Genomic DNA, 25,690 nt, shown 5'->3' with positions numbered 1-25,690 from the left:
GCTAGCCGTTCACCAACGGGCCCAGCTTGGCGCGGTAGCTATCCGAGCTGGGCTCCGAGTGGTGGGTGTTCGAGTCGCCCTTGGCGTTCTTCGGCACCGAGATGAACGGCGGGCACGTACCGCCGATGTCGTCGGGTCCGATGCCGTCGAGGTCGAACGACGTCACCGCGCGGCCGGTGCGGGCTTCGTAGACGTCGATCCGGTAGCGCCCCTGGTAGGTCTCCCACCCGTGCCCGCCCTCGTACGAGCAGGTCTTGAGCACGTTCGGCGACGCCTTGCCGGTGAGCCGGGCGCATCCGACGAGCTGCACGGTGTCCGGCTCGGGCGGTGGTTCCCCGTTGTGGAAGTCCGGGAAGTCGCCCGGACTTTCGCTGTAGACCGCGATCGGGTGCGGCGCCGGACCCTCGTAGGCGGCGGTCCTGCCGAACGGTGGGCCTCCGTCGCACATGCGCGCGAAGTGCGCGAGGTCGGTCGGCCGTTCGCCGACGAGGACGTGCAGCACGATCGGGACAGCGGTGAACCACACGGCGGCTGCCGTCACGAGACCGGTGATGGTCAACCCCGTTACCCGGCGCGGTGTCCACGCGCCCACGGGCCTGCGCAGTGCGATCGAGTTGCGCAAGTCGCCGAGGTTGCAGGCGCTGCCGACGTCGATGCCCTGTGCCTCGTCCCAGGCAAAGGTTCGCACGAAGTGCCGTGACCACATGACGAGCCCGCCATCGGCGACCGCGACCCATTGCCGCCCAGCGCGCGCGGGCCCGACGTGCGTCATCAGGTACGCCACACCCATGGCCGTGGCGCACGCCAACAACGGCCACTGCCAGGTCGTGGAGTCCTCGGACAGCATGATGAGCGACACGATCACCGCGGGGACGGAACCCACGCTGGCGAGAAACCACAGCGCGACCGCCACCCCGAGGTCACTGTGCTCGCGGTGCACCCGGACGATCTCGCCGAGTCCCGCCGCACGTGCCGCGTCCGCGATGGCCTGCCGTCGTCGCCCTGCCGTCACCCGTACCCCCTCGATCCTCACCGAGGATCCCCGGACGCCACGCGGGTTCAGGTGGTTTGGCAGCAATCGGCCGTCACGGGATCAGGGCGTGGCGGTGTCAGGGCGAGGGGGAGCGGGCGATGCGGAAGCCCACGTCGTCGATCTTGAAGGTCGGGTGGCTGCGGCGCCGTACGGAGACCCGGCAGCTCCAGTGCTCGTCGAACCAGCCGCCGCCGCGCAGGACCCGGTAGATGCCCTTGACCTCGGCGTCGTGCACGTCCCAGCACCACTCCCAGACGTTGCCGAGCATGTCGTGCAGGCCCCACGCGTTGGGCCGCCTGCCGCCGACCTCGTGGATCCGCTCGTCCGAGTTGCCGCGGTACCAGGCGATGTCGTCCAGCGGCCCGTACCGCGCACCGGTCGTGCCGGCACGACACGCGTGCTCCCACTCGGCCTCGGTCGGCAGCCGGTAACCGTCGGCGGAGACGTCCCACTCGACGTCGTCGGCATCGAACCGGTACGCGGGTGTCAGGCCTTCGAGGCCCGACAGGGCGTTGCAGAACCGGAGCGCGTCGAACCACGACACGCCCTCGACGGGTAACCGGTCGCCGCGCACGGCGCTCGGCCGTCGGCCCGTCACCTCCGCGTACCGCGCCTGGGTCACCGGGTGTGGCGCCAACTCGTACGGCGCGACGTCGACCGACCAGCTGCGCTGCGCTCCGCGGTGCGAGAGCGTCACCCGACCCGAGGGGACGGGGATCATCCGCTCAGTACCCGACGTAACCGGTGCCCCGCCGGATCCCGGCCAGACCGGGGTGCCGCTCGAAGCTGCCGTAGCGGGCGAAGGTGTAGCGGACGCCGCAGATGATGTTGTCGACCGGGTTGTAGATGTCGTTGTGCCCGGGCAGCTTGTGTGCCTGGAACGTCGGGTCGATGCACTGCATCAGGCCCTTGGACGGCGTGCCCTTGGCGGCGTTGGAGTCCCAGGTGTTGATGGCGTTCGGGTTGCCGTTGGACTCCTTCATGATGATCGTGTAGATATCGGCGATGTTGGCCTCGGAGACCGGGGTGCCGTTGGCGGCCATGATCTTGATGGCCTCACGGATCCAGCCCTCGACCTGCCGCTGCTTCGGGGGCTTGCCCGCGTCAGCGGCCTCCTGCGCCTTCCGCGCGTCCTCGGCCGCCTTCTCCTCGGCGGCCTTGCGCGCCGCGTAGCCGTTCTGCGCCACGCCGCTGGCCTGGTTGAACGTCTCCATCGCCGTCAACTGCTCCTGGCGGAGGATGCGGACGGTCTCCGAGCCGAGGTTGATCGCGTGCACGGTCTCGGCCTTGCCGGTCTGCGCGGTGTCGTCCGGCACACCGCCGAGGTCCAGGCTGCCGGCGACGGGGCTGAACGTCCCGCTCATGGCGTGTGCGCCGGCGCCCGCGCCGGACGCGATGCCGACGGCCACCGCCACACTGGCGATACGTCGGGGGAGCACCCGCTCCGCCTCTGCCCGGTGCGCGCCCTGGTAGCCGGGTGGCGGTGGTGGGGGTACGGGGAGCATGAATACGGTTGTCTGTTCACTGCTGTTCTTATGTCGAGCATGCCGAGCCAACGGTGCAGCCTCCTGCGGTCGGGGATCTCCATCACCGGACCTGGCGGGGGATCCAGGTGGTCACGGGCCCGTTGTAAGGGGGAGTCGGCCCTGTGTCCGTACGGTGATAGAACCGTGATCTGCGGCCGAGAACGTAACCGTTGGTGATTTGAGGTGGCAAGCGCAGGACGACAATGGGTGACGCGCGTCACGTTTGGGCGTCGTAACGGCTACTCTCCGTCGTTCGGAGGGTCACCCATATGTCAGAACGGTAACGGTCGCGGGTGCGGGCCGGCCCTGAACGGCGCGAACCCTGGACTCACTGTGACGTCCACACCCCCGAGAAGGTTGCTTGCGAGTTGCCGTGACGGTCCCAACGCGGCGGCGGCGGCGGTCACGGCACCGGGCGCGGCGCGGTCGGGTCGAACCAGCCCGACACGTCCCCCAACGCCCCGGACAAGGCCGGTCGCGCCCGTGCCGCCGCGTCACCGGAGACCGCGGCCGTGATCGCCTCGACCAGCCGGGGGCCTCGTTCGCCACCGGGTCCGCCGCCTCCACCAGGTCGACGTCCACGCCGAGCAGCGCCGACAGCGCGCCGGACAAACCGCAAGAGTGCGGTGACGTGGGCGGATCGTGCCGGAACGCCCGGTTTTGATCGTCCGGACGACTACAGTCGGATGTCCTGCGTCACGCCGGCGAGGGTGGGACGGGGCTGGTCCGCACGAGGAGTCCGGTGGCCGAACACGGTGCAGGGGAACGCTTTTCGTCCGTCGAGGTCGTCGACGAGCTGGTGAAGCTGATGCAGGACCTCACCGAACGCCCGCGGTTCGGTGAACTGCCCGGCCGCCGTGCGGGTGCGCGGGCGGGCGGCGATCGGGGCATCCCGTTGGTCTGCCTGGTCCGCGGCACGGAGAGCGCCGGTCTGCTCCAAGCCCTCCAGGCGCACCTGCGCGGCGCGCACCCCGGCCGCGTGCCGCACGCCTACCACCGCTTCCCCGACCCGGACCCCGACGTGCCGACACCGGGGTCCGCCACCTCCGGGCCGACCACCTCCGGGCCGACCACGTTCGAGGCCGTCGGCTCGGTGCTGGTGCGGATCGCCCGCGAACTGTCCGCCGGTGTCAACAGCCGCTACGGGCGGCACGAGTTCCGCCGCTTCGAACTCGTCTACTGGCTGATGAACCAGCGCCTCGACGGCGCGGACGCGGAGGCCGCCGCGACCCTGCTGACCCGGCTGCGGGAACGCGACCTGCGTCGCCGCAGCGGCGACGACCTGTTACCCAGGGAAGTGCTGGACGACGCCACCGAGACCGCGCCGTGGTGGGTGCGGTTGGTGGTGCGGCTGGTGCCGTCGTTCCTGTTCCGGGCCAAGCTGCGCGGATTCGTGCCGGGCAGCGAGTACCGGTGGCTGCTGCGGCAGCCGTACCTCGCGCCGCACGACCCGGGCACGTTCATCGGCTTCGCCGAGCGGCTGACGTCAGCCCTGGTGCCCGGCCAGAGCGCCGATCCGCGCGAGGACACCGGCCAGCTGGCGAAGCTGCTGGTCAACGCGTTCCTGGAGGACGTGCGCAGCGCGTACCGGCGGTCGTGGTGGCGCATCCGGTCGGCCCGCCGCACCGTGTACCCGGTCGTGCTGCTGGACGGCATCCGCCGGGACAACGGCGGCTACACCCTGCTGAAGGTCATCAACGACGTCCGCAACGACACCGGCGCGTTCGACCCGCTGGTGATCATCAGCGGCAGCGCCAAGGTGCCGCCGGACGCCGAGACGACCGCCGAACGCGAACCGGCGCCGGTGAGCCAGGCGACCCACGCCTACGAGACGTGGGCGCGCAAGCTCGCCACCGACAGCCGCGCCCGCCGCCCCACCGCCTGGTTCCTGCCGCTCAAGGTGCCCGCCGTGCCCGTCGTCCGGGGCGAGGTGCCGCCCATGGCGACGCTGTCCGTGCGCCCGGCCCCGATCTGGTCGCGCACGTCGGTGCTCGCGATCGTCGCCGTGCTGCTGATCGCGTCCGTGGCGACGGCCGGCTACCGGCACGTGCGCGGGATCGTCGCCGAGGAGGAACTGTGGCGGTACGAGCACTGCGGCCTGGCCCGGGACAACCCCGACGCGCACACCCTGCAACGGGTCGGTGACGACTGCGTCGGCGTCACCACGGGCCACGTGCCGCTGTTCGGCCGGCCCGACGGCGAAGACCTCGAGCGCTTCAACCGGGTCCAGGAACTGATCGTGCGCCAGAACCGGCGGGTGCTGGAAGCGCACGCGCTCGACCCCGACCGTCCCTACGCGACAGTGGTGTACGTGTCGGCGATGGGCGCGGCCAGGGAGGCGCTGGCCAGCAACACCGCGCGGCTGGTCGGTATCGCGGCCCGGCAGGCACGGCTGCTCCAGCGCACCGACTCCGACGAGCCGCTGATCCGGGTCCTGCTGAGCAACGCGGGATCGGCGATGCAGCACGGTGACGTGGTCGCGGAGAAGCTCGGGTCGATGCTGGAACGGGACAAGAGCATCATCGGCGTGCTGGGCATGGCGTTGAGCAGCACGCCGACCAGGAACACCATCACCCGGATCGGCGACGTCGGCCTGCCGGTCGTCGCCGCGACCCTGTCGGACGACAACATGCCCACCGCGTCCCGGATGTACTTCCAGGTCTCGCCGACCAACAACCGCCAGGCGCAGGTCGTCGCGCGGCACGTGCGGGTGGCGTACCCGGACAAGCGGGGCGTCGTGATCGTGCACTCCAGCGACGAGGCCGACTCCTACGCGAGCAACCTGCGTGACGACGTGAAGGTGTGGTTCACCGAGTCCGGCCTCACCGTGCGCGAGGAGCCGTACCGGCCGGTGGGCACCGGACAGAGCGCGGACGCCCGGCAACTGGGGCAGCGGTTGTGCGCGGTGGCCGCCGACGAGGTGGTGTTCTTCGCGGGCAGACCGGCCGACTTCGGCAAACTGCGCGACGGGCTCAGCGCCGGCTGCCGCAACCGTCCGCCCGAGCTGATCGCCGGTGACGACATCGCCCGTTACGCCGCCGACAGCGAGTTGCGCGGCGAGCACCCGGAGATCTCGTTCGACTACGTGTCGTTCGCGATCGGTTCGCAGGGCTGCGCGGCGGCGACCGAGATGAACCAGGCGTTGCGCGAACTGATGCCGGACGAGTGCGAGGAGGACGCGAACCTGTCGCTGGACGGGCACGCCGCGCTGACCTACGACGCGCTGTACCTCTTCGTGCACGCCATGAACCAGCTGGGCCGGATTCCCGTGTCACCAGGCCACATCTGCAAGGAGATGAGCGACATCGGCGGCGACCGCCCGCTGTCGGGGGAGAGCGGCGTGATCGACTTCAGCGGGGGCCAGGTGCCGATCGACAAGTTCCTCGCCGTGCTCCGCGTCGACCAGGGCAATCCGCCGAAGGTCGTCGCGTTCTGCGGCGACTACCCGAACCGCGAAGACATCGACGTCTCCCAAGCGTCTTGGTGCCCGGTCACCCCGCGCTGACCCGGTGCCCATCGGTCGACAGCGGCTTCACACCCGTCTGTCAGCGCGTTCACCGAACGTGCGGTGGCGTGACCGCTAGCTGACACCACCGCACCAGGGACGCCGCGCTCGCCGCGAACGTCCTGGCCACCGTGCGGGCAGCCGCGAACTCCGCCGCGCGCACGGCTTACGACGTGGTCGCCGCGCAGTTGCCCCCGGGCAGCACGCCGGAGGAGGCCGACCTGATCTTCGCGCCCGCGTTGCACGCGCTCGACCGTCATACCGGACCCCCGACCGCCGCACCGCGACCGGACGACGTGCCGGTCATCGGCGAAGGGCTGGACCGCGAGCGCGGCGAGTTGCTCGACCTGCGGCTCGACCCGCGCGTCTACCGGGATTCCGACTCTCGACGGCTGGCCGCCCGGATCACGAGCACGGTGCGGGACGCCGGGGACCGGGCACGTGCCCGGATCGCCGCCGACCTGAACGACATCCTCGCCGGACGGAGCCCGTGACCATGACCCAACCGGACATCCACCTCGACGAAGAGCTCGTGGCCCGGCGTTCGACACCCTGGCCGAGCAGCGGTCCGACGTGGACAAGGCGTGGTTCGAGGCCACCGCCGCGATCCGGGCCGGGGAGAGCGCGATCGGTCCTCCCGACACGCTCAACCAGGCGTTCCGCCCGGGTTGCACGCCGCGGGCGGAGCGGCTGCGTCCCGAGGCGGACCGGCGGCAGGGCCAGTACGGCGAGCTGATCGCGGCGGGCCGTGACAGCGTCCAGCTCTACCGCCAGGGGGACGTCAACGCCGCCCACGCGTTCCCCGAGCCGAGCTAGGAGGGGTCCGTGGCGATCCCCGAACCGGAATCGGGCCTGTGGCAGGACGTCCGGCCGCGCACCGAATGGCCGGCCACCGACGAACTCATCATGCAGGACCTCGGCGCGCTCGAAGACAGTGGCTGGTCGCCGCTCAACTCCGCCACCGGCCGCATCACCTACATCCGGTCGGAGGGGCCGGACATCGGGGACCAGGTGGTCACCGACCGCGCCGGCCTGCTGGACAGAGCCGCGCTCACGGGTGCCCGGCAGTTCACGTTCCAGCTCTGGAACGGCGGGGACGACGAGATCCTGGTGCACCTGCGCCACGTGGGCGGCGGCCTGTACTCCTCGGAGGTGGACCTCCACGGCATGGCCGAGGAAGAGCGCGACGACGTCATCAGGGTGATGATCGGGCACGTCCGGTCCAACCTGGACACGACGGCGGGGTTCGTGCTGGACCAATGGGGAGGTTCGCTGGAACTCGACTGGGACGCGATCGTCCAGGGCGAGCCCGCACCGGTGGCCATCGTGCCCGAACTCGTCGCCCTGCCGGAGCGGGTCATGGCCGACCACCCGGAGCTGCTCGAACTCCCGCACCGACAGCTGGGCGAGCACCTGGTGGCGACCGGCTACCTCCGGTACCTCGACGTGCCCTGACCGCCGGTGGACGTCAGCCGTCGGCCAGGGCGGCGGTGAGGAGGGCGTGCGCGGTGTGGCGCACGGTCCGGGCGGCCTGGTCGCGGGTGTAGCCGGCGATGTCGACGAGCCAGATCAGCGACTCGATGCCGGCGGCCGAGCGGATGGCGACGGCCAGCCGGTGGACGTCGACGTCCGGTCGGCTGTGGCGCACCGGTTCGAGGGCGTCCTCGATCCACGCGACGGCGCGGCCTTGGCGCAGCGCGGGCGCCGGCTGGGCGCCGGCCGGCTCCAACGACAGCCGCAGTGACGCGCGCAGCTGCGGTTCCCAGTCGAAGTTGTAGCGGGTGAACGCCTCCATGAAGGCGTCGAGGCGTGCGGTGGGGTCGCTCGGCGCGTCGTCGGGCAGCAGCGTTTCGGGCGAGATCTGGGGATGGGCGGCCAGGAGCAGGCTGCGCTGGTTCGGGAAGTACCGGTACGCGGTGGTCCGGGAGATCCCGGCGTACTCGGCGGCGTCTTCGACCTTCGGGGTCGATCCCCGGGAGAGCAGCTCCCGGGTGGCCGCGACGAGCGCCTGCCTGGTCCGCGACTTCTGCTGCGTCCGGCCCGTCGCCTCATATGGTATGGCCATCACCATGATGGTACTGTAATCCCATGGGACTGGAGTCCCATCTCGTGTCGCCAGTCGACCAGAGCCAGGTGAACCCCGATGGACAGCCACGATCCCGCCGTCACCGACCCGCGGCTCTACAAGGTGGTCTTCGAGAACGACAGGGTCCGTGTCCTGGAGTACCGGGACCACCCCGGTGACAGGACCAACCCGCACCGGCACCCGGACAGCGTCATGGTCACGCTGAGCAGCTTCCAGCGGCGCGTGTCGGCCGGTGGCCGTCAGGTCGACGTCGAACTCCCGGCCGGCGAGGTGCGGTGGCTCGGCGCGCAGGAGCACACCGGCGAGAACACCGGCGCCACCCGAACCCACAGCATCTTCATCGAACTGAAAGACATCCCAGGAGCGTAGATGTCAAGCCGCGACGTTCTCGGCGTGATGCGACCAGGCGGTCGCTTCGTCGTAGCGGGTGCCGGTTTTGAGGCAGCCGTGGAGGATGCCGACGAGTCGGTTGGCGAGTTGGCGCAGGGCGGCGTTGTGGCCGCTGCCGCGGGCTCGCTGCCGGTCGTAGTAGGCGCGTGCTCCGGGCGAGTGCCGCAGCGCGGTGAACGCCTGGGTCGTGAGTGCGTCGATGAGGCGGTCGTTGTGCACGAACCGGGCCAGGGCGACCTTCTTCCTGCCCGAGGCGCGGGTGATCGGGCTGGTGCCGGCGTAGTTCTTGCGGGCCTTGGCGGTGGTGTAGCGGTCGGGGTCGTCGCCGAACTCCGCGAGCACCCGGGCGCCGAGGATCGGTCCCAGGCCGGGCTGGGACAACACGATCTCAGCGGCCGGGTGCCGCCCAAAATGGGCCTCGACCTGCCCCTGCATGGCCTTGACCTGGGTGTTCAGCACGGTCAGGACCGCGATGAGCGCCTGGACCGAGGCGGCGTAGGCGGTGGTGACGACCTCGGGTTGGCCGAGGTGCTCGGCGCGCAGCTCGGCCTGGACCAGCTCGGCCTTCTCCGCGACGTCGCGGCGGCGGGCCCGCTTGAGCGCTGCGCCGATCTGCGCAATGGTCAGCCGGGCCGCCTTCGCCGGGGTGGGAGCCTTGGCCAACAGTTCCAGGGTGTCGGCGGCGTCCAGGTCCTCGAAGGCGACCAGGGCGGCGGGGAAGTAGTCGCGCAGTGCGTGGCGCAGCCGCTGGGTGTGGCGGGTCCGTTCCCAGATCAGCGTCTTGTGGGTGCGGGCCACCACCTTGACCGCCTCGACCTCGGCGCTGTCCCCGGCGACCGGGCGCAGCTCGTGGCCGTGGGTGCGGACCATGTCGGCCAGCACGTGCGCGTCACCGGCGTCGCTCTTGGCCCCCGACACCCCCAGCCGGTCGCGGAACCTGGCCGCCTGCAACGGATTGACCGCCAACACCGTGTAGCCGGCGGCGACCAGTGCCGCCACCCACGGGCCCCGGTCGGTCTCGATCCCGACCAGCACCTCCACGTCCTCGTCGGCGTCGGCGTCGTCACCGACCAGCTCACCCACCATCGCGTGCAGCCGCGCCATCCCCGCCACGCCCTCGGGCAGACGGGCCTTGGCCAACCGGCGACCCGAGCCGTCCATCACCTCCACATCGTGGTGGTCCTCGGCCCAGTCGTCTCCCACGAACAGTCGCAACGATCCTCCCGTTCCCGATGCCGATCACCTACAGCAGCCGGCGGGAGAACCATCAGCGACCTAATCAAGCAGTGCTCACGCCGACCGGCGGCGGGCACGACATCCCAGCAGCGATCAACTCTCCCGGCCCACCGGCAGGGGCACGGTCTTTCAACAGGACTCGACGTCCAGGACCCGAGAGTGCTCACCTGCCGGTCGGCTACCGACCAGGAGTCTGCCGGATGGCTCACTCCCAGAACTGATTAGAACCCGACCCGGCACCGCTGTCCACATCGGACACCCCGCTCGGTCCTGGCGGCCGGTGACGCATCCCGCCGTTGTCGTACCCCTCTGACACCATCGCGGTGTCGAGGAGGGGAGTGGCACGGTGGCGGTGCACGTGGCGAGCAGGCGGCGGGGTGCGACCTGGCTCGCGAAGGCGTATCCCGGTGCGTCCGTCGTGGACGTGACGTCGAAGGGGGTGCAGCCGTGGGTGCGGTTGAGCCCGTTCTACCCGCACGGCGGCATACCGGTGCCGTTCACGCCCGGTGTGACGGCGCAGTCGGTGGAGGGTGTCTGGCAGGCGTTGAAGGTCTTCGAGGGCGCGGACGTGGACCCGGGGAAGCTCGAGGTGAAGACCATGACGGGGCTGAAGCGCACGGTCCGGCGCTTCGGTGGGGTCCGGGGTCACCGGGAGGGACTGGACGGCGACCGGCTCCTGTCCTATGAGGACGCCCGCCGCGCGATCTACCTGCCGACCTACCGATGGGTCCTGGAGCACAGAGCGGCGGAGGAAGTGGCTGCGCTGGAGGAGTTGAGCGGCCAGGGTGACGTGGTGCTCCTCGACTACACGACGAACGGCGACGTGGCGGACCTGAAGACACCGCTGTCCCACGCCGCCCTGATCGCCGCGTACCTGGAGGACCGCTGGCCGTGATCACCGCCGTGTCGGGAGTTTGTGTGCGTTCCGTGTAGTGGCTGCCACTACGGTGCGCGGACATGTCGACCGATATCTTCGGGGTCCGGGTCCTCGGCGTCGATCGCGAACGTCGTGAAGTGCGGTTGCGGGTGTTCGTCGTCTACTACGAGACCACCGCCCGGCACTACCTCTCGCCGCCCGAACGCGACCCGGGGTTCTTCCTCGGTCTGCTGAGGTCGCCGCGCCGCGACAACGCGATCCGCCAAGTCGTCTCCGTCGACCAGCTCCTCGACCGGCAGTGGGTGGTCGAGCACGCCCGGTTCTTCGTCGAGCACGTCGAGCGGACCGCCGTGCGCAACGACCCGCCCACCGAGGAGGACTGGGCCGAGCTCAAGGACTTCTACTACGAACGCCTCGGTCACTGGGCCGACGAGGACCTGTTGGTGCAGGCGGACTACGTCGTCCGGGTCACCGACGCGACCTGGATCGAGCACCTCGACCCCGGCGACGGCTGGGGCGACGCGTGGTACCCCGTGGACGCCGACAACCCGCGCGCCGAGGACCTGCCCCACCTGCCGAACGTGCACGCCCCCGCGGTTCTCCGCCCCTTCGGCTCCGGCGCGCCCGACAAGATGGCGTTCTCCGACGACGGCCGGTTCCTCGCGGTCACGGGTTACGGCGACGACATCGTGGTGTACGACTGCGTCGACTGGTCCGAGCACGACCGCTTCACGCTGGGACGCACCTACACCTGGTTCCTGAAGTGGCTGCCGGGCCGGCACGTCGTCGTCCTCACGGACCTGTATGCGCGTGAAGTCCGGCAGGAGGCGTACGACGTGGACGCCCGGACCGCGGTCGAGGTGCCCGTCGAGCAGGGGTTCGCGCGCTCCCGCACCGGTCGCCTCCGGGTGGAGGTCAGCCTGTTCCCCGGCGCGGAGATCCGGGTCGAAGGCGGTGAACCCGTGGAGGTGCCGCTGCCCGACGAGCTGACGGCCGCCCGAGCGACCTTCACCGAGGACGAATCCCTCGTGTTCGTCACCGCGGAGAGCCCGGATGTGTACGTGATCGACCCGCGCGCCGGCACGATCGTGGACACGATCCCGAACGTCGCGACCGTCGTGGGGCGTCTGGACCTCAGTCCCGACGGGGCGTACCTCGCCACCAGCGGGTCGTTCGAGCAGGGCCCGTGGGAGGACACCGGCGACGAGCTGTGCGTCCGACGGCTCGCCGACGGCGAGGTCGTCCTCCGCCACCGCCCCAACACCTACATCACCGACGTCCTGTGGTCCCCGGACGGCCGCTGGTTCGTCTACGGGAGCGAGGGTGAGCGCTCCGACGGGGAAGTCCGCGTCCTGCCGGTGGGCCTGCCGGCGGAACCGCCCGCGCACCTGCGTCCTCCTGCCGTCGGCGTCGGTCCCGCGTGATCCGGCAGGTGGAACGTCCGGAGGTGCTCGACGTGAAGATCGGACGTGGATCAGCGGCACAGCTTCGCCGTGGTGAACGGGGCGTCCGCGGATGGGATCCGGCGCTGTGACCACCTGGCCGTAAATTGGTCCCATGAGCAGCGCGACGGGCAGCGGCCAGCAGCCGCGGGTGGTCTCCGGCAGGCAGTCGGAGCTGCTGGGGCTGCTCCGCGACGAGGGCGCGATGTCCCGCGTAGCGCTGGGCGAACGGCTGGAGCTGCCCAGGGCCAAGCTGACCGCCGAGCTGGCCCGGCTGGTGGACGTGGGCCTGGTGCAGATCGGCGGACCGGCCGCGAGCCGGGGCGGGCGGCGGTCGACGCTGGTCCACCTGGCCGACGACCTGCGCGTGCTGGGTGTGGACGTGGGCGCGACGTCGGTGACGGTCGCGGTCACCGACGGCCGGTGCGAGGTGCTGGAGAGCCGCAGCGAGGACTGCGACGTCCGCAGCGGCCCGGCGCAGGTGCTGAGCAGGGTCGCCGAGCTGGCCGACCTCGTCTACGCGAAGGCGCCGGGCAGGCTCATCGGCGCGGGCATCGGCCTGCCGGGTCCGGTGAGCTTCCGCGACGGCATGCCGGTCGCGCCGCCGATCATGCCCGGCTGGGACCGCTACCCCGTGCGGGACGAGCTGGCCGGCCGTTGGGGCTGCCCGGTCACCGTGGACAACGACGTGAACGCCATGGCCTTGGGCGAACGCCACGCGGGCGTCGCCCGGTCCCTCGAAGACCTGATCTTCGTCAAGGTCGGCACCGGCATCGGCTGCGGGATAGTCCTCGGTGGACGGGTCTACCGGGGCGTGGCAGGCACCGCGGGCGACATCGGGCACATCAGGCTGGACGACTTCGGCCCGGCCTGCGCGTGCGGCGAGGTCGGGTGCCTGGAGGCCTACTTCGGCGGCGCGGCGTTGGCCCGTGACGCCACGACCCTGGCCCGCAGCGGGCGTTCCGTCGCCCTCGCCACCGCCCTGCACGACAAGGGCGTGCTCACCGCCGAGGACGTCGGCACCGCCGCCGCGGCGGGCGACTTCGCCGCGGCCAACCTGGTGCGCGAAGGCGGCCGGCGGCTCGGGCACGTGGTGGCGTCGCTGGTCAGCTTCCTCAACCCGGGCATGGTCGTGATCGGCGGCGGTGTCTCGCGGCTGGGCCACTCCCTGCTGGCCGAGGTGCGCAGCGCCGTCTACCGCCGTTCGCTGCCGTTGGCCACGGGCAACCTGCCCATCGTGCTGTCGGAGCTCGGCGACCTGGCGGGCGTGACCGGCGCCGCCTGGTCCGCGACCGACCGCGCCTTCTCGCCGGCGGGCTGACCCGACTCGCACCACCCTCGAAACGTTCGCGCACCTCAGTCGGGTTTGCGAAAGCAATTACGAGCTTCTGTCAAAATACAGCCGACTTTTGCAACGAACCGACAAAAGTGGGTCGAAGTTCTTGTCAGACCGTGCAGTCAACTGCCAGGATCGGCCGCAACTCACCCCAGAACGTGAGCTGGACCACCTCATTCGATCGACTCCCTCAACGAAGTCGGAGAGACGATGCAGGCGCAGACCGAAGGCAGGCGCGAGGTCAACCTCGCCCTCCTCCTGCGCACGCTCCGCGCCCGAGGCCCCCTCTCCCGCGCCCAACTGGCCGCCGGATCAGGCCTCTCCAAGGCCACCGTCTCCCCGCTCCTGACGAACCTCGAACAACGCGGCCTGACCCAACGCGCGGGCACCACGACCACCCAGGGCCGACCCGGTCAACTGATCCGGTTACGCCCCGGCGCCGTCTGCGGCATCGGCCTGGACGTCCACCCCGGCCACCTCGGCGCGACCGTCACCGACCTGACCGGCGAGGTCCACCTCCGCCGGCAGGCGGGCTGCGACACCAGCGCCCCGGAGCACGCCCTCGACCAACTGGCCGACCTGACCAGGAAAGCCCTCATGGACGTGGCGACAGCGGACTGGGCGGGCGTCACGGTCGCCATCCCCGGCCGGGCCGACCGGACGACCGGCACCGCCACCGCCACCCGGCTGCGCTGGCGCGACGTGGCCGTCGTGGACGGTCTGGCCGCACGCACCGGCCTGCCCATCACCCGGCTGGACATCGACAACGAGGCCAACCTCGCCGCCTGCGCCGAACACGACACCGACCCGGTCGACAACCTCGTCTACCTCCACGGCGACCACAGCGTGGCCGCGGGCGTCATCGCGAACGGCGTCCTGGTGCGCGGCGCGGACAACCGCGCGGGCGAGGTCGGCCACGTGGTCCTGGACCCGCTCGGCGGCACCTACTGCGCCTGCGGAACACGCGGCTGCTGGGAGACCCAGGTGGGCCTGGACGCGTTCCTGCACGCCTGCGCGCCGCTCCACGACCAGGTCCACAACCCGGAGCTGGCGCAGGGCGAACGCATGTCCATCCTGCGCACCCGCGCCGAACGCGGTGACGCGCGCACCCTCGACGCGCTGCACCGCACGGCCGCCGCACTGTCGGCCGGCCTGTCGGTCCTCACCAGCCTGCTCAACCCGCAGAAGATCGTCCTCGGCGGCTACTTCGCCGCCCTCCAGGACTGGCTGGTCGCGCCGCAGAAGCAGGGGAAGACCCCGGTCACCGCCTCCACCCTCGGTTTCGCCGCGGGCGCGAGGGGTGCGGCCCTGGCCGCGCTGCGCCGCGTGCTGGACGACCCGACCGTCGTGCCCGTCAAGGAAGGCACCCCGAAGCAGGACAGTCCACATGAAGGTGCCCGGCAGGAAGGAACCGTGGCATGACGCTGCTCACGATGACGGGCATCGGCAAGACCTTCCCCGGCGTGCGCGCCCTGGACCAGGTCGACCTGGAGGTCGCCGAGGGTGAGGTGCACTGCCTGCTCGGCCAGAACGGCGCGGGCAAGTCCACCCTGATCAAGGTGCTCTCCGGCGCGCACCAGCCCGACGACGGCGAGATCACCTGGCGCGGCGACAAGGCCACCCTCCCGTCACCGGTGGCCGCGTTGCGGCTGGGCATCGCCACCATGTACCAGGAACTGGACCTGGTGCCGGACATCTCGGTCGCGGAGAACGTCTTCCTCGGCCACGAGCCGACCAGGTTCGGCTTCACCCGGCGCAAAGCGGCCCGCAACCACACCCGGACCCTGATGGCCCGCCTGGGTCACCCGGAGATCAGCCCCGACCGCGAGGTGGGCCGGCTGTCCGCCGCCGGTCAGCAGCTGGTGTCCATGGCCCGCGCCCTGGCCCACGACGCCAGGCTCATCGTGATGGACGAGCCGACCGCCGCCCTGGCCGCCGACGAGGTGGACAACCTGTTCCGCATCGTCGGCGAACTCACCAAGGACGGCGTCGCCGTTCTCTACATCTCCCACCGCCTGGAGGAGATCCGCCGCATCGGCACCAGGGTCACCGTGCTGAAGGACGGCCGCACCGTCGCCGCGAACCTGCCCGCGCACACACCGACCGACCTGCTGGTCGACCTGATGTCCGGCCGCAAGGTGGACACCGTCTTCCCGCACCGCGAAACGTCCACAGTGGACACCACCCGCGAGGTGCTGACGGTCACCGGCCTGACCCGCAAGGGCGAGTTCTCCGACATCGGCTTCCACGTGCACGCGGGAGAGGTGCTGGGCATCGCGGGCCTGGTCGGCGCGGGGCGCAGCGAGATCCTGGAAACCGTGTTCGGCGCCCGGAAACCGGACGCCGGCCACGTCGCGGTCGACGGCAAACCGGTCAAGCCGGGCAGCGTCGTCGCGGCCGTCAAGGCGGGCATCGGCCTGGCGCCGGAGGAGCGCAAGGCCCAGGGCCTGCTGCTGGACCTGTCGGTCGCGCACAACGTGACCCTGTCCAGCCTCCCCGCCTACAGCCGCGCCGGTTTCATGGACCGGGCCCGTGAGCTGAAGGACTCGAAGGCCACCCTGGAACGACTGGACCTGCGGCCCGCCGACCCGCGCCGGCTGGTCGCCGAGTTCTCCGGCGGCAACCAGCAGAAAGCCGTCGTGGCGCGCTGGCTGGTCCGGGGCTGCAAAGTGCTCCTGCTGGACGAGCCGACGCGCGGCGTGGACGTCGGCGCACGCGCCGAGCTGTACCGGGTGATCCACGAACTGGCCGCCGCCGGCGTGGCCGTGGTGCTGGTGTCCAGCGAGGTCGCCGAGGTGCTCGGCCTGGCCGACCGGGTGCTGGTGCTGCGCGACGGCGAGGTGGTCGCGGACCGGCGGGCCGACGAGCTCACCGAGTCCGCCGTGTTGGACATCGTGATGGCGGGCAGTGCCATCACCGAGGGTGCCGCGACCGAGGAGGTCCAGTGAGCGACGTGACGGTCCTCGACCCGAAATCCGCCCCGCCCCAGGAGCGGCCCAAGCACCGGCGCAACCTGGACCTGAGGCTCACCGGCCTGCTGGGCGTGCTGGTGGTGCTGTGCATCGTCGGCTACGCCACCCGACCGGACAGCTTCCTCACCGAGGCGAACATCTCCACCATGCTGCGGCTGGCCGCGGCGATCGGCGTGGTCAGCGTCGGCATGACGTTCGTGATCATCAGCGGCGGCATCGACCTGTCCGTCGGGTCGATCGTGGCGCTGGCGGGCGTGTGGATGACGACCGTCGCCACCCAGTCCTACGGGCCGGTCGTGATGGTGCTGTGCGCGCTGCTCGTCGGCCTGGGCTGCGGCCTGGTCAACGGGCTGCTGATCTCGTACGGGAAGGTAGTGCCGTTCATCGCCACCCTCGCCATGTACGCGTCGGCGAAGGGCCTGGCCGAACGGTTGTCCGGCCGCCGCACCCAGGTGGTCACCGAGACCGGGTTCACCACGTTCTTCCGGGGCGACATCCTCGGCATCCCGGTGCTGATCTGGATGCTGGCCGCGGTGTTCGCGGTCGGCTGGGTCGTGCTCAACCGCACCACGTTCGGCCGCCGCACGTTCGCCGTCGGCGGCAACGCCGAAGCAGCCCGCCTGGCCGGCATCGACGTCCGGCGGCACACCGCGCTCGTCTACGGCATCGCCGGACTGTGCTGCGGCATCGCCGCGCTCATGGTCGTCGCCCGCACCACCTCGGGCGCCTCGACCAACGGCATGTTCTACGAGTTGGACGCCATCGCCGCGGTCGTCATCGGCGGCACGCTGCTCAGCGGCGGCCGGGGTTCGCTGATCGGCACGCTGATCGGCGTCCTCATCTTCACCGTGGTGGGCAACATCTTCACCCAGAACAACCTCGACACCGACATCCAGAACATCGCGAAGGGCGTGATCATCGTCGCCGCGGTGCTCCTCCAGCGCACCACGACCCGCCGCCGCGCCCACGCCACCTGACACTCGCGCACTCGCACTGACGCACTGACGCACTGACGCCCTGACGCACCGAGGCACCTCCAAACCCGACACACCGCCCGGGAGACAGCCATGCCCTCACTAGACCGCCGCCGCTTCCTCTGGGGCACCACCGCCGTAGGCACCGCGGCACTCCTCGCGGGGTGCACGTCCAACGAGTCCGCCAACACCGCGCCGAACGCCGTCGCGGGCGGATCGGGGGAGAACACCCAGCCGGGCAAGCAGGTCACCATCGGCTTCTCCGCGCCCGCCGCCGACCACGGCTGGATGGCGGCCATGACGAAGAACGCGAAGGCCCAGGCCGACCGGTTCTCCGACGTCACGTTCAAGGCCACCGAGGGCACCAACGACGTCAACCAGCAGATCGGCCAGGTCGAGACGCTGATCAACGACAAGGTCGACGTGCTGGTCGTGCTGCCGTTCGACGGCAAGGCGCTCACCGAGGTCGGCCGCCAGGCGATGGACGCGGGCATCCCGGTCATCAACGTCGACCGCGTCTTCGACACCCCGCTCGCCTACCGGCTGTGGATCGGCGGCGACAACTACCGGATGGGCGTCAACGCGGGCGAGTACATCGTGTCGCAGATGAAGGCCAAGAACATCGGCAACCCGATCATCGGTGAGATCGCGGGCATCGACTCGCTGCCGCTGACCCAGGAGCGCAGCAAGGGCTTCCGCGACGCGTTGGCGCGCGCCGGTTTCTCCGTCGGCCCGCGCGTCTCGGCGTCGTTCACGTCCGAGTCGGGCGAGCAGCAGACGGCCAACCTGCTCCAGTCGGCGTCCAAGCTGGACGCGCTGTGGAACCACGACGACGACCAGGGCATCGGCGTGATGGCGGCGATCGACAGCGCCGGCCGCAAGGACTTCGTCATGGTCGGCGGCGCGGGCTCGCGCAACATGATGGACCTGATCAAGGCCGACAGCGGCGTGGTCAAGGCGACCGTGCTCTACAGCCCGTCGATGGCGTCCTCGGCGATCGCGCTGGCCAGGCTGCTCGGCCAGACCAAGGGCATCGGCGACATGGCCGAACACGACATCCCCGCGTCCATCACCACCTACTCCGCCGTGGTGACCAAGGAGAACGTCGACCAGTACCTCGACGTCGGGTTCGACTCCTGACCCGGTCCGACCCTTTTGGGTAAGACACTGCTGCGAAAGGCTGCTGATGACGGAAGAGATCGGCGTGGGCATGGTCGGCCACGCGTTCATGGGCGCGGTGCACTCGCACGCCTGGCGCAGCGTCCACCGGTTCTTCGACGTGCCCCTGACGCCCCGGCTGGCCGTTCTCGGCGGACGTGACGCGGTGCGCACCAAGGAAGCGGCGACCAAGTACGGCTGGGCCGCCGCCGAGACCGACTGGCGCGCGCTCGTCGCCCGGGACGACGTCGGCATCGTCGACATCTGCACCCCCGGCGACACGCACGCCGAGATCGCGCTCGCCGCGCTCGCCGCCGGCAAGCACGTGCTGTGCGAGAAACCGCTGGCCAACACGGTGGCCGAGGCCGAGGCGATGGCCGCCGCCGCGGCCGAGGCGGCGACCAGGGGCGTTCGGTCGATGGTCGCGTTCAACTACCGCCGGGTGCCCGCGATCGCGTTGGCCCGCAAGCTGGTCGCGGAAGGCCGGATCGGCGAGATCCGGCACGTGCGCGCGGTGTACCTGCAGGACTGGCTGTCCGACCCCGAGTCGCCGATGACGTGGCGGCTGCGGCGCGAACACGCCGGTTCGGGAGCTTTGGGCGACCTCGGCGCGCACATCGTGGACGCCGCCCAGTACGTCACCGGCGACCTGATCACCGGGGTCAGCGGCACGACGGAAACGTTCGTGCGCTCACGGCCCGACGGCGACGGGCGCGGCGAGGTGACCGTGGACGACGCGGCCGTGTTCCTGGCCCGCTTCTCGTCCGGCGCGCTGGGCACGTTCGAGGCGACCAGGTATGCCTTGGGGCGCAAGAACTCCATGCGGCTGGAGGTCAACGGCACGCGCGGCAGCCTGGCGTTCGACTTCGAGTCGATGAACGAGCTGTCGGTGTTCTCCGAGGACGACGGGTCGGCGGCCGGGTTCCGGCGGCTCCTGGTGACCGAGCCGGACCACCCGTACGTGGGCGCGTGGTGGCCGCCCGGTCACCTGATCGGCTACGAGCACACGTTCACGCACGAGGTGGCGGACTTCCTGACGGCCATCGGCGGCGATGTCGACCCCGCGCCGAGCTTCGCCGACGGCCTGCGGGTGCAGCGGGTGCTGGCGGCGGTGGAGGAGAGTGCCGGGCAGCAGTCGACGTGGACCACGATTGGAGAAACCCGATGAGCCGACCGGTCACGCTGTTCACCGGCCAGTGGGCCGACCTGCCGTTCGAGGAGGTGTGCCGGCTCGCGTCCGGGTGGGGTTACGACGGGTTGGAGATCGCCTGTTCGGGCGACCACTTCGAGGTGGACAAGGCGTTGGCGGACGACGACTACGTGCCCGCCAAGCGCGCGATGCTCAAGCAGTACGGGCTGGAGGTGTTCGCCATCTCCAACCACCTCGTCGGCCAGGCCGTGTGCGACGACCCGATCGACTTCCGCCACCAGGCCATCCTGCCCGCGAGGATCTGGGGTGACGGCTCGCCAGAGGGTGTGCGTGAGCGTGCTGCCGCGGAGATGGCCGACACGGCGCGGGCGGCGGCGCGGCTGGGCGTGGACACCGTCGTCGGCTTCACCGGGTCGTCGATCTGGAAGTACGTGGCGATGTTCCCGCCCGTGTCGCAGGCCGTGATCGACGCCGGGTACGAGGACTTCGCCCGGCGGTGGAACCCGATCCTGGACGTGTTCGACGAGGTCGGGGTGCGGTTCGCGCACGAGGTGCACCCGTCGGAGATCGCGTACGACTACTGGACGACCAAGCGCGCGCTGGACGCGGTCGGCAACCGGCCCGCGTTCGGCCTCAACTGGGACCCGTCGCACTTCATCTGGCAGGACCTCGACCCGGTCGGCTTCATCCTCGACTTCGCCGACCGGATCTACCACGTGGACTGCAAGGACACGAAGAAGCGGTTCGACGGGCGCAACGGGCGGCTCGGCTCCCACCTGGCGTGGGCCGATCCGAGGCGTGGCTGGGACTTCGTGTCGACCGGGCACGGCGACGTGCCGTGGGAGGAGTCGTTCCGGGCGTTGAACGCCATCGGGTACACCGGACCGATCTCGGTGGAGTGGGAAGACGCCGGCATGGACCGGCTGCGCGGGGCCGAGGAGGCCGTCGGGTTCATCCGACGACACCTGTTCGACCCACCGTCCGCCTCGTTCGACGCCGCGTTCAGCACGGGGGAATAGACACGGGGACTGGACACGGGGACTGGACACGGGGACTGGACACGGGGGAATGGAAGGGGAGAACGGCCGCCCGCGGTGGGGTCCGCGGGCGGCCGTTCGGCTCACCAGGTGATCGGCAGTGACCGGAGGCCGTAGATGGGGGCGTCGAACTTGAACTCGACGTCCTCGAACGGCACGGCCAGGCGCAGGGTGGGCAGTTCAGTCACCAGGGCACGGAGGGCGACGTGCATCTCCAAGCGCGCCAACAGGTGCCCGATGCACTGGTGCACCCCGCTGCCGAACGCGAGGTGCGCCTTGGCGTTCCGCCGCAGGTCGAGGCGGTCCGGCTCGGGGAACGCCGCCGGGTCGCGGTTGGCGGCGGACAAAGACGCGATCACGCCCTCGCCCGCACCCAGAACCGTCCCGCCGACCGCCGCCTCACCCGCCACCGCCCGCACCACCCCCTGGTGCACGGGACTGAGGTAGCGCAGCAGCTCCTCCACCGCGTTCTCGACCAGATCGGGCTCGGCGACCAACGCCTCCCACTGCGCCCGGTCCCGTTGCAACGCCAGCACGGACAGCGCGATGGAGTTCGCGGTCGTCTCGTGACCACCGACGAGCAGCAGCACGGTCATCCCGACGGCCTCCTCGTCGGTCAACCCCGGCTCCCGCACCAGGCGGCTGATCAGGTCATCCCGCGGCGACGCACGGCGGGCGCGGATCAGGTCTTCCAAGTACCCGTGCAGCTCGTCCAACGCCGCCTGCACCTGCTCCGCCGACAACGACCGGTTCAGGTGGGCCCGGCTCCGGGTCGAGAAGAACTCCTGGTCCGACACCGGCACGCCGAGCAGCAGGCAGATCACGTCCGACGGCACGGGCAGCGCGAACCCCGTCACCAGATCCGCCGGACGAGGCCCCGAACGCAGAGCCGCCAGGCGTTCCCGCGTGATGCGCTCCACCTCGGGCCGCAAGGCGTTCATCCGCCGGACCGTGAACTCACCGGTCAGCATCCGCCGGTACCGGGTGTGCTCGGGCGGGTCGGTGACCAGGAAACTCCCCGGCGCGGCCTTGCGGTCCACCACCGGCCGCAGCTGCGGGAAACCCGGCGTGCTCGGGTCCGAACTGAACCGGTCGTGGTCCCGCAACACCGCACGCACATCGTCGTACCGCGTCACCAGGTGCGCCTCCTGGCCGTGCCGCAACGACACCGGGCACACCGGCGATCGCGAGCGCAACGACGCGAACTCCGCCGGCGGGTCGAAACCGGGACGACGCGCGATCGGGTAGTCCATGGTGATCGACCTTATAGCCGTAACGCACAGCTGATGGGCGCGAGAAGAAGCACACTGCCCGCATGGACCCGGTGACAGCACACGCCTGGACAGCGCTCGGCGGTCGACCCGACCTGACCGTGGACTACAAGGCGGCAGACGTGTTGAACGCCCGCCTGCCCGTGCGGGACATGGCACGCGCCACGGTCGCGGTGTGCGCGCTCGCGGCGGCGGAACTCGCGGCCCGACGCAACAACACCCCGATACCACCGGTAACCGTGAACGAGGCCGCCGTCGCCACGGCGTTCATCAGCGAACGCCACCTGCGGATCAACGGCCGGACCGGCGCCGCGTTCGCGCCGCTGTCCGGGTTCTGGCGCACCGCCGACGGCTGGGTCCGCACCCACGCCAACTACCCGCACCACCGGGCCCGCCTGCTCGAAGCCCTGGACGTCACCGAAGACCGAACCGCCCTCGAACGCGCGCTGGCCACCCGCCAAGCCGCGGAAGTCCAGGAAACCGTCTACGCCGCGGGCGGCCTGGCCGTCGCGGTGGCGACCGAACCCGATCAGACACGACGCCCACTGGTCGAAACCCGCCCCACGAACGCCGAAAGACGCGCTCTCCCACCGTCATCCCGCCCCGCCGGAGGTGTCCGCGTCCTGGACCTCACCAGGGTGATCGCCGGCCCGGTGGCCACCCGCACCCTCGCGTTCCTGGGCGCCGACGTCCTCCGCGTCGACTCACCGAACCTCCCCGAACACCCCGACGCCTACGCGGACACCGGCATGGGCAAGCGCTCCACCCTCCTCGACCTCACCACCCGCCACGACCGGCAGACGTTCGACGACCTGCTGGACCAGGCCGACGTCGTCGTCACCGGCTACCGACCCGGCGCACTGGACCGCCACGGCCTGGCCCCCGAAGCCCTGCACGACAAACGCCCAGACCTGGTCATCGCCCAGCTCTCCGCCTGGGGCTACACCGGCGACTGGGCCGACCGGCGCGGCTTCGACAGCCTCGTCCAAGCCGCCACCGGCATCGCGGCCGTCGAAAGCGCGGAAAGCACCGACGGCACGCCCGGCGCGCTCCCGGCGCAGGCCCTCGACCACGGCACCGGCTACCTGCTGGCCGCCGCCGTCCTGCGCGCCCTCACCGAACAACGAGGCCGACACCTCAGGCTGTCCCTGGCCGGCACCGCGTCGTGGCTCCTGCACGACATCGAACCCTCACCCGCCCAAGGCGACTACGACCCCGAACCGTGGCTGGTGGAAACCGCATCTCCCTACGGCACCCTCCGCCACGCCCGCCCGCCACTGACCGACGACGGGACGTGGGAACACCCACCGACCCTCTGGGGCACCGACGAACCACGCTGGCGCTGACACCGCCCGCGACACCGGAGAACGGACACCAGTGGTCAGGCCTGACGGGCCGCCCCGGCCAGCCACCGCCACCGGGGCAACTCGGCGACCACCGACGCCGCCGCCAACGCCGTGACGGCGCCCGCCGCGACCGGGTGCCAGGCGATCCACGACGACACGACGGCCGCCACGACCTGCAGCACCACCAGCGCGATCGTCACGTACCCGGGCGCTGGCACCACCACGTGAGGCTTGTCCCCGGGCGTGGCGAACACAGTCGGCAACCCGATCAGCACCACGACGGACAGCACCGACAGCACCCAGGAGACGTCCCACAACGCCCAAGGCGTGGCGACCCAAGCGACCAGTTCGGTGAGGAACCTCAAACCGGACGCCACGCCAGGGCGGTTGGGGGAGCTCGTGATCACGGCCGAACGCTACAACGTCCCCCGGCCCCGGACGAGGCCCCGGACTGGGCTCCACCGGCTCACGTCGACAGGCGGGCGCCCAACGACAGGGCCACCTTGTCCACCAAATCGGTGGTGTCCTCGAGGTCCATCGGGCGGGGCCAGAAGAGGCAGCGGTCCACACCCGCGCGTTCGTACAGGGCGATGTCCTCCAGAGCGCCGCCGAACAGGGTCACCGGGATCGGTTCGTCGGAGCCGGGTTTGCGGGCGGTGCGGCGGAAGTGGGCGATTTCGTCCAGCACGCCCGGCCTGGCCATGGGGATCCACTCGTCGCCGTACGCGATCACGCGCTGCGCCACCGTGGGACCGTTGCCCGCGACCAGGATCGGCATCCGCTCCTGCACGGGCTTCGGCCACGAGGTCACGTGGTCGAACGAGACGAACTTGCCGTGGTAGCTCGCGACGTCCTTCGTCCAGATCTCCTGCATCGCCTCGACCCGTTCCCGCATCACCGCCCAGCGGTCCTCCGGCCGCACGCCGTGGTTGCGCAGCTCCTGGTAGATCCAGCCGGGGCCGACGCCGAACTGCATCCGGCCGTCTGACAGCACGTCCAGCGAAGCCACGGCCTTCGCGGTCACGAACGGATCCCGTTCGGTGACCAGCGCGACCGCCGTGCCGATGGTCAGGGTCGTCGTGGTCTGCGCGGCGGCGGCCAGGGCGACGAACGGGTCCAGGCCGTTCTTGAACTCCGGCGCCAGCCCCGCCACGTCGTAGTACTCCGGCGTCACGGCGGGGATGTGCGTGTGGTCGGGGTAGAACAGGGACTCGAAGCCGCGGGACTCCAGCAGGGCCGCGAAGTCACCCGGCCGGATCGACTCGCGGGTGGGGAAGGCGATGAACCCGAACTTCACGACGCCTCACCGACCGTCACCACGACCTTGCCGACCTGCGCGCCCGACTCCAGGTACTCGTGCGCGGCCACGATGTCGGCCAGGTCGAACGTGCGGTCGACCACCGGCCGCAGCGCGCCCGACGCCAACCCCGCGCCGATGAACCGCTCGGCCCGCCGCAACCGTTCCGGCACGCGCGTGATCTCGAACAACGTGTAGCTGCGCATCACCAAAGCCCGCATACCCTCCGTGCCGGGGAACGGTGTCGGCTCCCCGCTCAACGTACCGTGCACGATCAGCTGACCACCGGTCGCGGTGGCCCGCGCCAGGTCGCGCACACCGGGACCGGCGACCGCGTCGAACACGAAGTCCGCGCCCCGCCCGTCCGTCTCCTCCAGCACCTCCGGCACCAGGTCGGGCGAGTTCACGACGACCCGCACCGCACCGGCGGCCTTGGCCGCGTCCGCCTTGTCCGACGACCGGATCACCGCGATCGGCAGCGCGCCGACCAGCCGGGCCAGTTGGATGGCGGCCAGGCCGACGCTGCTGGTCGCCGCCGTCACCACCACGTGGTCACCGGCCCGCATCCCGCCGATGTCGACCAACGCCCCGTACGGCGTGAGGTACTGCATCCACGCCGCCGCGCTGATCACCGGGTCCACTTCGGCCGGTCGCCGCACGACGGCCGCGACGGGCACCACGACCTCCGTCCCGTACGTGCCGTAGTCGTTCTGCGAGAACGCGGGCACCACGCTCACCGGGTCGCCCACCGCGAACCCGGTCACGTCCGGACCCACCGCCGTGACGACGCCCGCCGCCTCGTAGCCGAGCCCGCACGGCAGCGACCGCGGCTTGTCGATGTAGGTGCCGCGGCGGAAGTTCACCTCCGCCCTGTTCAGCCCTATCGCGGCCACTCGCAACCGCAATTCTGCGGGTCCGGGTTCGGGCAACGGGATATCGTCGAATCGCAGTACTTCCGGACCGCCGAGTTCGTGGAATCGCACTGCGAGCACCATGTGCTCCAGCATCCGCCGTACTCGTGCCGAATGCATTGTGATCTGGGTCTCACGCATTT

The 25,690-nt window shown here is 70.8% G+C and carries 24 protein-coding genes; 15 read left to right on the top strand and 9 right to left on the bottom strand.

Annotated elements, in window-relative coordinates:
* Position 1: 1 nt before the first annotated feature.
* From FM051_RS35125 to FM051_RS54135, 3 genes are all read right to left on the bottom strand, one after another.
* The gene (locus FM051_RS35125; RefSeq protein WP_158851039.1) at positions 2-1,033 is read right to left on the bottom strand and encodes a hypothetical protein; all 1,032 of its coding nucleotides are present in this window, start codon (positions 1,031-1,033) and stop codon (positions 2-4) included.
* A gap of 76 nt (positions 1,034-1,109) precedes the next feature.
* Positions 1,110-1,754: a formylglycine-generating enzyme family protein gene (locus FM051_RS35120; protein ID WP_158851037.1), complete on the bottom strand. Its 645-nt coding sequence runs from the start codon at positions 1,752-1,754 to the stop codon at positions 1,110-1,112.
* 4 nt (positions 1,755-1,758) lie between these two features.
* A complete protein-coding gene (locus FM051_RS54135) occupies positions 1,759-2,538 on the bottom strand; it encodes a transglycosylase SLT domain-containing protein (RefSeq protein WP_158851029.1) in 780 nt (259 codons plus the stop codon).
* Positions 2,539-3,301: 763 nt separating this feature from the next.
* Here FM051_RS54135 and FM051_RS35110 point away from each other — a divergent pair.
* The 4 genes from FM051_RS35110 to FM051_RS35095 all read left to right on the top strand — a co-directional run bounded on the left by FM051_RS35110 (position 3,302) and on the right by FM051_RS35095 (position 7,519).
* On the top strand, positions 3,302-6,064 hold the full coding sequence (locus tag FM051_RS35110; RefSeq protein ID WP_158851027.1) for a type 1 periplasmic-binding domain-containing protein: 2,763 nt from the start codon (positions 3,302-3,304) through the stop codon (positions 6,062-6,064).
* Between the two features lie 131 nt (positions 6,065-6,195).
* Positions 6,196-6,558 (top strand): YbaB/EbfC family nucleoid-associated protein, encoded by a 363-nt coding sequence (locus tag FM051_RS35105; protein ID WP_158851025.1) that lies wholly within the window; start codon positions 6,196-6,198, stop codon positions 6,556-6,558.
* A 79-nt stretch (positions 6,559-6,637) separates the two neighbouring features.
* Positions 6,638-6,880 carry a hypothetical protein gene (locus FM051_RS35100; RefSeq protein WP_158851023.1) on the top strand — a complete coding sequence of 81 codons (243 nt, stop codon included), beginning with the start codon at positions 6,638-6,640 and terminating at the stop codon, positions 6,878-6,880.
* Positions 6,881-6,889: 9 nt separating this feature from the next.
* Positions 6,890-7,519, top strand: a complete 630-nt coding sequence (locus FM051_RS35095) for a hypothetical protein (protein ID WP_158851021.1) — start codon at positions 6,890-6,892, stop codon at positions 7,517-7,519.
* Between the two features lie 13 nt (positions 7,520-7,532).
* On the opposite strand, the gene FM051_RS35090 is transcribed toward FM051_RS35095, so the two are convergent.
* Positions 7,533-8,129, bottom strand: a complete 597-nt coding sequence (locus FM051_RS35090) for a TetR/AcrR family transcriptional regulator (protein WP_158851019.1) — start codon at positions 8,127-8,129, stop codon at positions 7,533-7,535.
* 78 nt (positions 8,130-8,207) lie between these two features.
* Between FM051_RS35090 and FM051_RS35085 the strand changes: the two genes are divergently transcribed.
* Positions 8,208-8,519 carry a cupin domain-containing protein gene (locus tag FM051_RS35085; RefSeq protein WP_158851017.1) on the top strand — a complete coding sequence of 104 codons (312 nt, stop codon included), beginning with the start codon at positions 8,208-8,210 and terminating at the stop codon, positions 8,517-8,519.
* A 3-nt stretch (positions 8,520-8,522) separates the two neighbouring features.
* Here FM051_RS35085 and FM051_RS35080 read toward each other — a convergent pair whose 3' ends face one another.
* Positions 8,523-9,755 carry an IS110 family RNA-guided transposase gene (locus FM051_RS35080; RefSeq protein ID WP_158851015.1) on the bottom strand — a complete coding sequence of 411 codons (1,233 nt, stop codon included), beginning with the start codon at positions 9,753-9,755 and terminating at the stop codon, positions 8,523-8,525.
* A gap of 367 nt (positions 9,756-10,122) precedes the next feature.
* Here FM051_RS35080 and FM051_RS35075 point away from each other — a divergent pair, with 367 nt between their 5' ends.
* The 9 genes from FM051_RS35075 to FM051_RS35035 all read left to right on the top strand — a co-directional run bounded on the left by FM051_RS35075 (position 10,123) and on the right by FM051_RS35035 (position 20,704).
* On the top strand, positions 10,123-10,671 hold the full coding sequence (locus FM051_RS35075) for a DUF6939 family protein (protein WP_158851013.1): 549 nt from the start codon (positions 10,123-10,125) through the stop codon (positions 10,669-10,671).
* A 62-nt stretch (positions 10,672-10,733) separates the two neighbouring features.
* Entirely contained in the window at positions 10,734-12,077 is a 1,344-nt protein-coding gene (locus FM051_RS35070) for a WD40 repeat domain-containing protein (RefSeq protein ID WP_158851011.1), read from the top strand.
* Between the two features lie 133 nt (positions 12,078-12,210).
* Positions 12,211-13,416, top strand: a complete 1,206-nt coding sequence (locus FM051_RS35065; RefSeq protein ID WP_158851009.1) for an ROK family transcriptional regulator — start codon at positions 12,211-12,213, stop codon at positions 13,414-13,416.
* A gap of 225 nt (positions 13,417-13,641) precedes the next feature.
* Positions 13,642-14,853 carry an ROK family transcriptional regulator gene (locus FM051_RS35060; RefSeq protein WP_158851007.1) on the top strand — a complete coding sequence of 404 codons (1,212 nt, stop codon included), beginning with the start codon at positions 13,642-13,644 and terminating at the stop codon, positions 14,851-14,853.
* Positions 14,850-16,379 (top strand): sugar ABC transporter ATP-binding protein, encoded by a 1,530-nt coding sequence (locus FM051_RS35055; RefSeq protein ID WP_158851005.1) that lies wholly within the window; start codon positions 14,850-14,852, stop codon positions 16,377-16,379. Before FM051_RS35060 ends, FM051_RS35055 begins: the two co-directional genes overlap by 4 nt.
* 5 nt (positions 16,380-16,384) lie before the next feature.
* Positions 16,385-17,380: an ABC transporter permease gene (locus tag FM051_RS35050; RefSeq protein ID WP_158851109.1), complete on the top strand. Its 996-nt coding sequence runs from the start codon at positions 16,385-16,387 to the stop codon at positions 17,378-17,380.
* A gap of 90 nt (positions 17,381-17,470) precedes the next feature.
* The gene (locus FM051_RS35045) at positions 17,471-18,517 is read left to right on the top strand and encodes a substrate-binding domain-containing protein (protein WP_158851003.1); all 1,047 of its coding nucleotides are present in this window, start codon (positions 17,471-17,473) and stop codon (positions 18,515-18,517) included.
* A 46-nt stretch (positions 18,518-18,563) separates the two neighbouring features.
* On the top strand, positions 18,564-19,703 hold the full coding sequence (locus tag FM051_RS35040; protein ID WP_158851001.1) for a Gfo/Idh/MocA family protein: 1,140 nt from the start codon (positions 18,564-18,566) through the stop codon (positions 19,701-19,703).
* On the top strand, positions 19,700-20,704 hold the full coding sequence (locus tag FM051_RS35035; protein ID WP_158851000.1) for a sugar phosphate isomerase/epimerase family protein: 1,005 nt from the start codon (positions 19,700-19,702) through the stop codon (positions 20,702-20,704). The genes FM051_RS35040 and FM051_RS35035 overlap by 4 nt, the downstream gene beginning before the upstream one ends.
* Positions 20,705-20,805: 101 nt before the next feature.
* Here FM051_RS35035 and FM051_RS35030 read toward each other — a convergent pair whose 3' ends face one another.
* The gene (locus FM051_RS35030) at positions 20,806-21,975 is read right to left on the bottom strand and encodes a cytochrome P450 (protein ID WP_158850998.1); all 1,170 of its coding nucleotides are present in this window, start codon (positions 21,973-21,975) and stop codon (positions 20,806-20,808) included.
* Positions 21,976-22,037: 62 nt separating this feature from the next.
* Between FM051_RS35030 and FM051_RS35025 the strand changes: the two genes are divergently transcribed.
* Positions 22,038-23,339, top strand: a complete 1,302-nt coding sequence (locus tag FM051_RS35025) for a CoA transferase (protein WP_202919177.1) — start codon at positions 22,038-22,040, stop codon at positions 23,337-23,339.
* Between the two features lie 35 nt (positions 23,340-23,374).
* On the opposite strand, the gene FM051_RS35020 is transcribed toward FM051_RS35025, so the two are convergent.
* The 3 genes from FM051_RS35020 to FM051_RS35010 are packed head-to-tail and all read right to left on the bottom strand — an operon-like array spanning position 23,375 to position 25,631.
* Complete coding sequence (locus tag FM051_RS35020) at positions 23,375-23,746, bottom strand: hypothetical protein (protein WP_202919176.1); 372 nt, start codon at positions 23,744-23,746, stop codon at positions 23,375-23,377.
* Positions 23,747-23,805: 59 nt separating this feature from the next.
* Positions 23,806-24,636 (bottom strand): TIGR03619 family F420-dependent LLM class oxidoreductase, encoded by an 831-nt coding sequence (locus tag FM051_RS35015; protein WP_158850996.1) that lies wholly within the window; start codon positions 24,634-24,636, stop codon positions 23,806-23,808.
* The gene (locus FM051_RS35010) at positions 24,633-25,631 is read right to left on the bottom strand and encodes a zinc-dependent alcohol dehydrogenase family protein (protein ID WP_158850994.1); all 999 of its coding nucleotides are present in this window, start codon (positions 25,629-25,631) and stop codon (positions 24,633-24,635) included. The genes FM051_RS35015 and FM051_RS35010 overlap by 4 nt, the downstream gene beginning before the upstream one ends.
* Between the last annotated feature and the right edge of the window lie 59 nt (positions 25,632-25,690).

This window comes from Saccharothrix deserti, from assembly GCF_009769385.1.
Classification (GTDB): Bacteria; Actinomycetota; Actinomycetes; order Mycobacteriales; family Pseudonocardiaceae; genus Actinosynnema; species Actinosynnema deserti.
This window is presented reverse-complemented; position numbering and strand designations above follow the sequence as displayed.

Coding starts and splice junctions, on each gene's coding strand:
- FM051_RS35090 (WP_158851019.1), bottom strand. CDS start 8,129: ATGGCCATACCATATGAGGCGACGGGCCGGACGCAGCAGAAGTCGCGG.
- FM051_RS35030 (WP_158850998.1), bottom strand. CDS start 21,975: ATGGACTACCCGATCGCGCGTCGTCCCGGTTTCGACCCGCCGGCGGAG.
- FM051_RS35085 (WP_158851017.1), top strand. CDS start 8,208: ATGGACAGCCACGATCCCGCCGTCACCGACCCGCGGCTCTACAAGGTG.
- FM051_RS35065 (WP_158851009.1), top strand. CDS start 12,211: ATGAGCAGCGCGACGGGCAGCGGCCAGCAGCCGCGGGTGGTCTCCGGC.
- FM051_RS35120 (WP_158851037.1), bottom strand. CDS start 1,754: ATGATCCCCGTCCCCTCGGGTCGGGTGACGCTCTCGCACCGCGGAGCG.
- FM051_RS35035 (WP_158851000.1), top strand. CDS start 19,700: ATGAGCCGACCGGTCACGCTGTTCACCGGCCAGTGGGCCGACCTGCCG.
- FM051_RS35070 (WP_158851011.1), top strand. CDS start 10,734: ATGTCGACCGATATCTTCGGGGTCCGGGTCCTCGGCGTCGATCGCGAA.
- FM051_RS54135 (WP_158851029.1), bottom strand. CDS start 2,538: ATGCTCCCCGTACCCCCACCACCGCCACCCGGCTACCAGGGCGCGCAC.
- FM051_RS35010 (WP_158850994.1), bottom strand. CDS start 25,631: ATGGTGCTCGCAGTGCGATTCCACGAACTCGGCGGTCCGGAAGTACTG.
- FM051_RS35060 (WP_158851007.1), top strand. CDS start 13,642: ATGCAGGCGCAGACCGAAGGCAGGCGCGAGGTCAACCTCGCCCTCCTC.
- FM051_RS35055 (WP_158851005.1), top strand. CDS start 14,850: ATGACGCTGCTCACGATGACGGGCATCGGCAAGACCTTCCCCGGCGTG.
- FM051_RS35040 (WP_158851001.1), top strand. CDS start 18,564: ATGACGGAAGAGATCGGCGTGGGCATGGTCGGCCACGCGTTCATGGGC.
- FM051_RS35025 (WP_202919177.1), top strand. CDS start 22,038: ATGGACCCGGTGACAGCACACGCCTGGACAGCGCTCGGCGGTCGACCC.
- FM051_RS35045 (WP_158851003.1), top strand. CDS start 17,471: ATGCCCTCACTAGACCGCCGCCGCTTCCTCTGGGGCACCACCGCCGTA.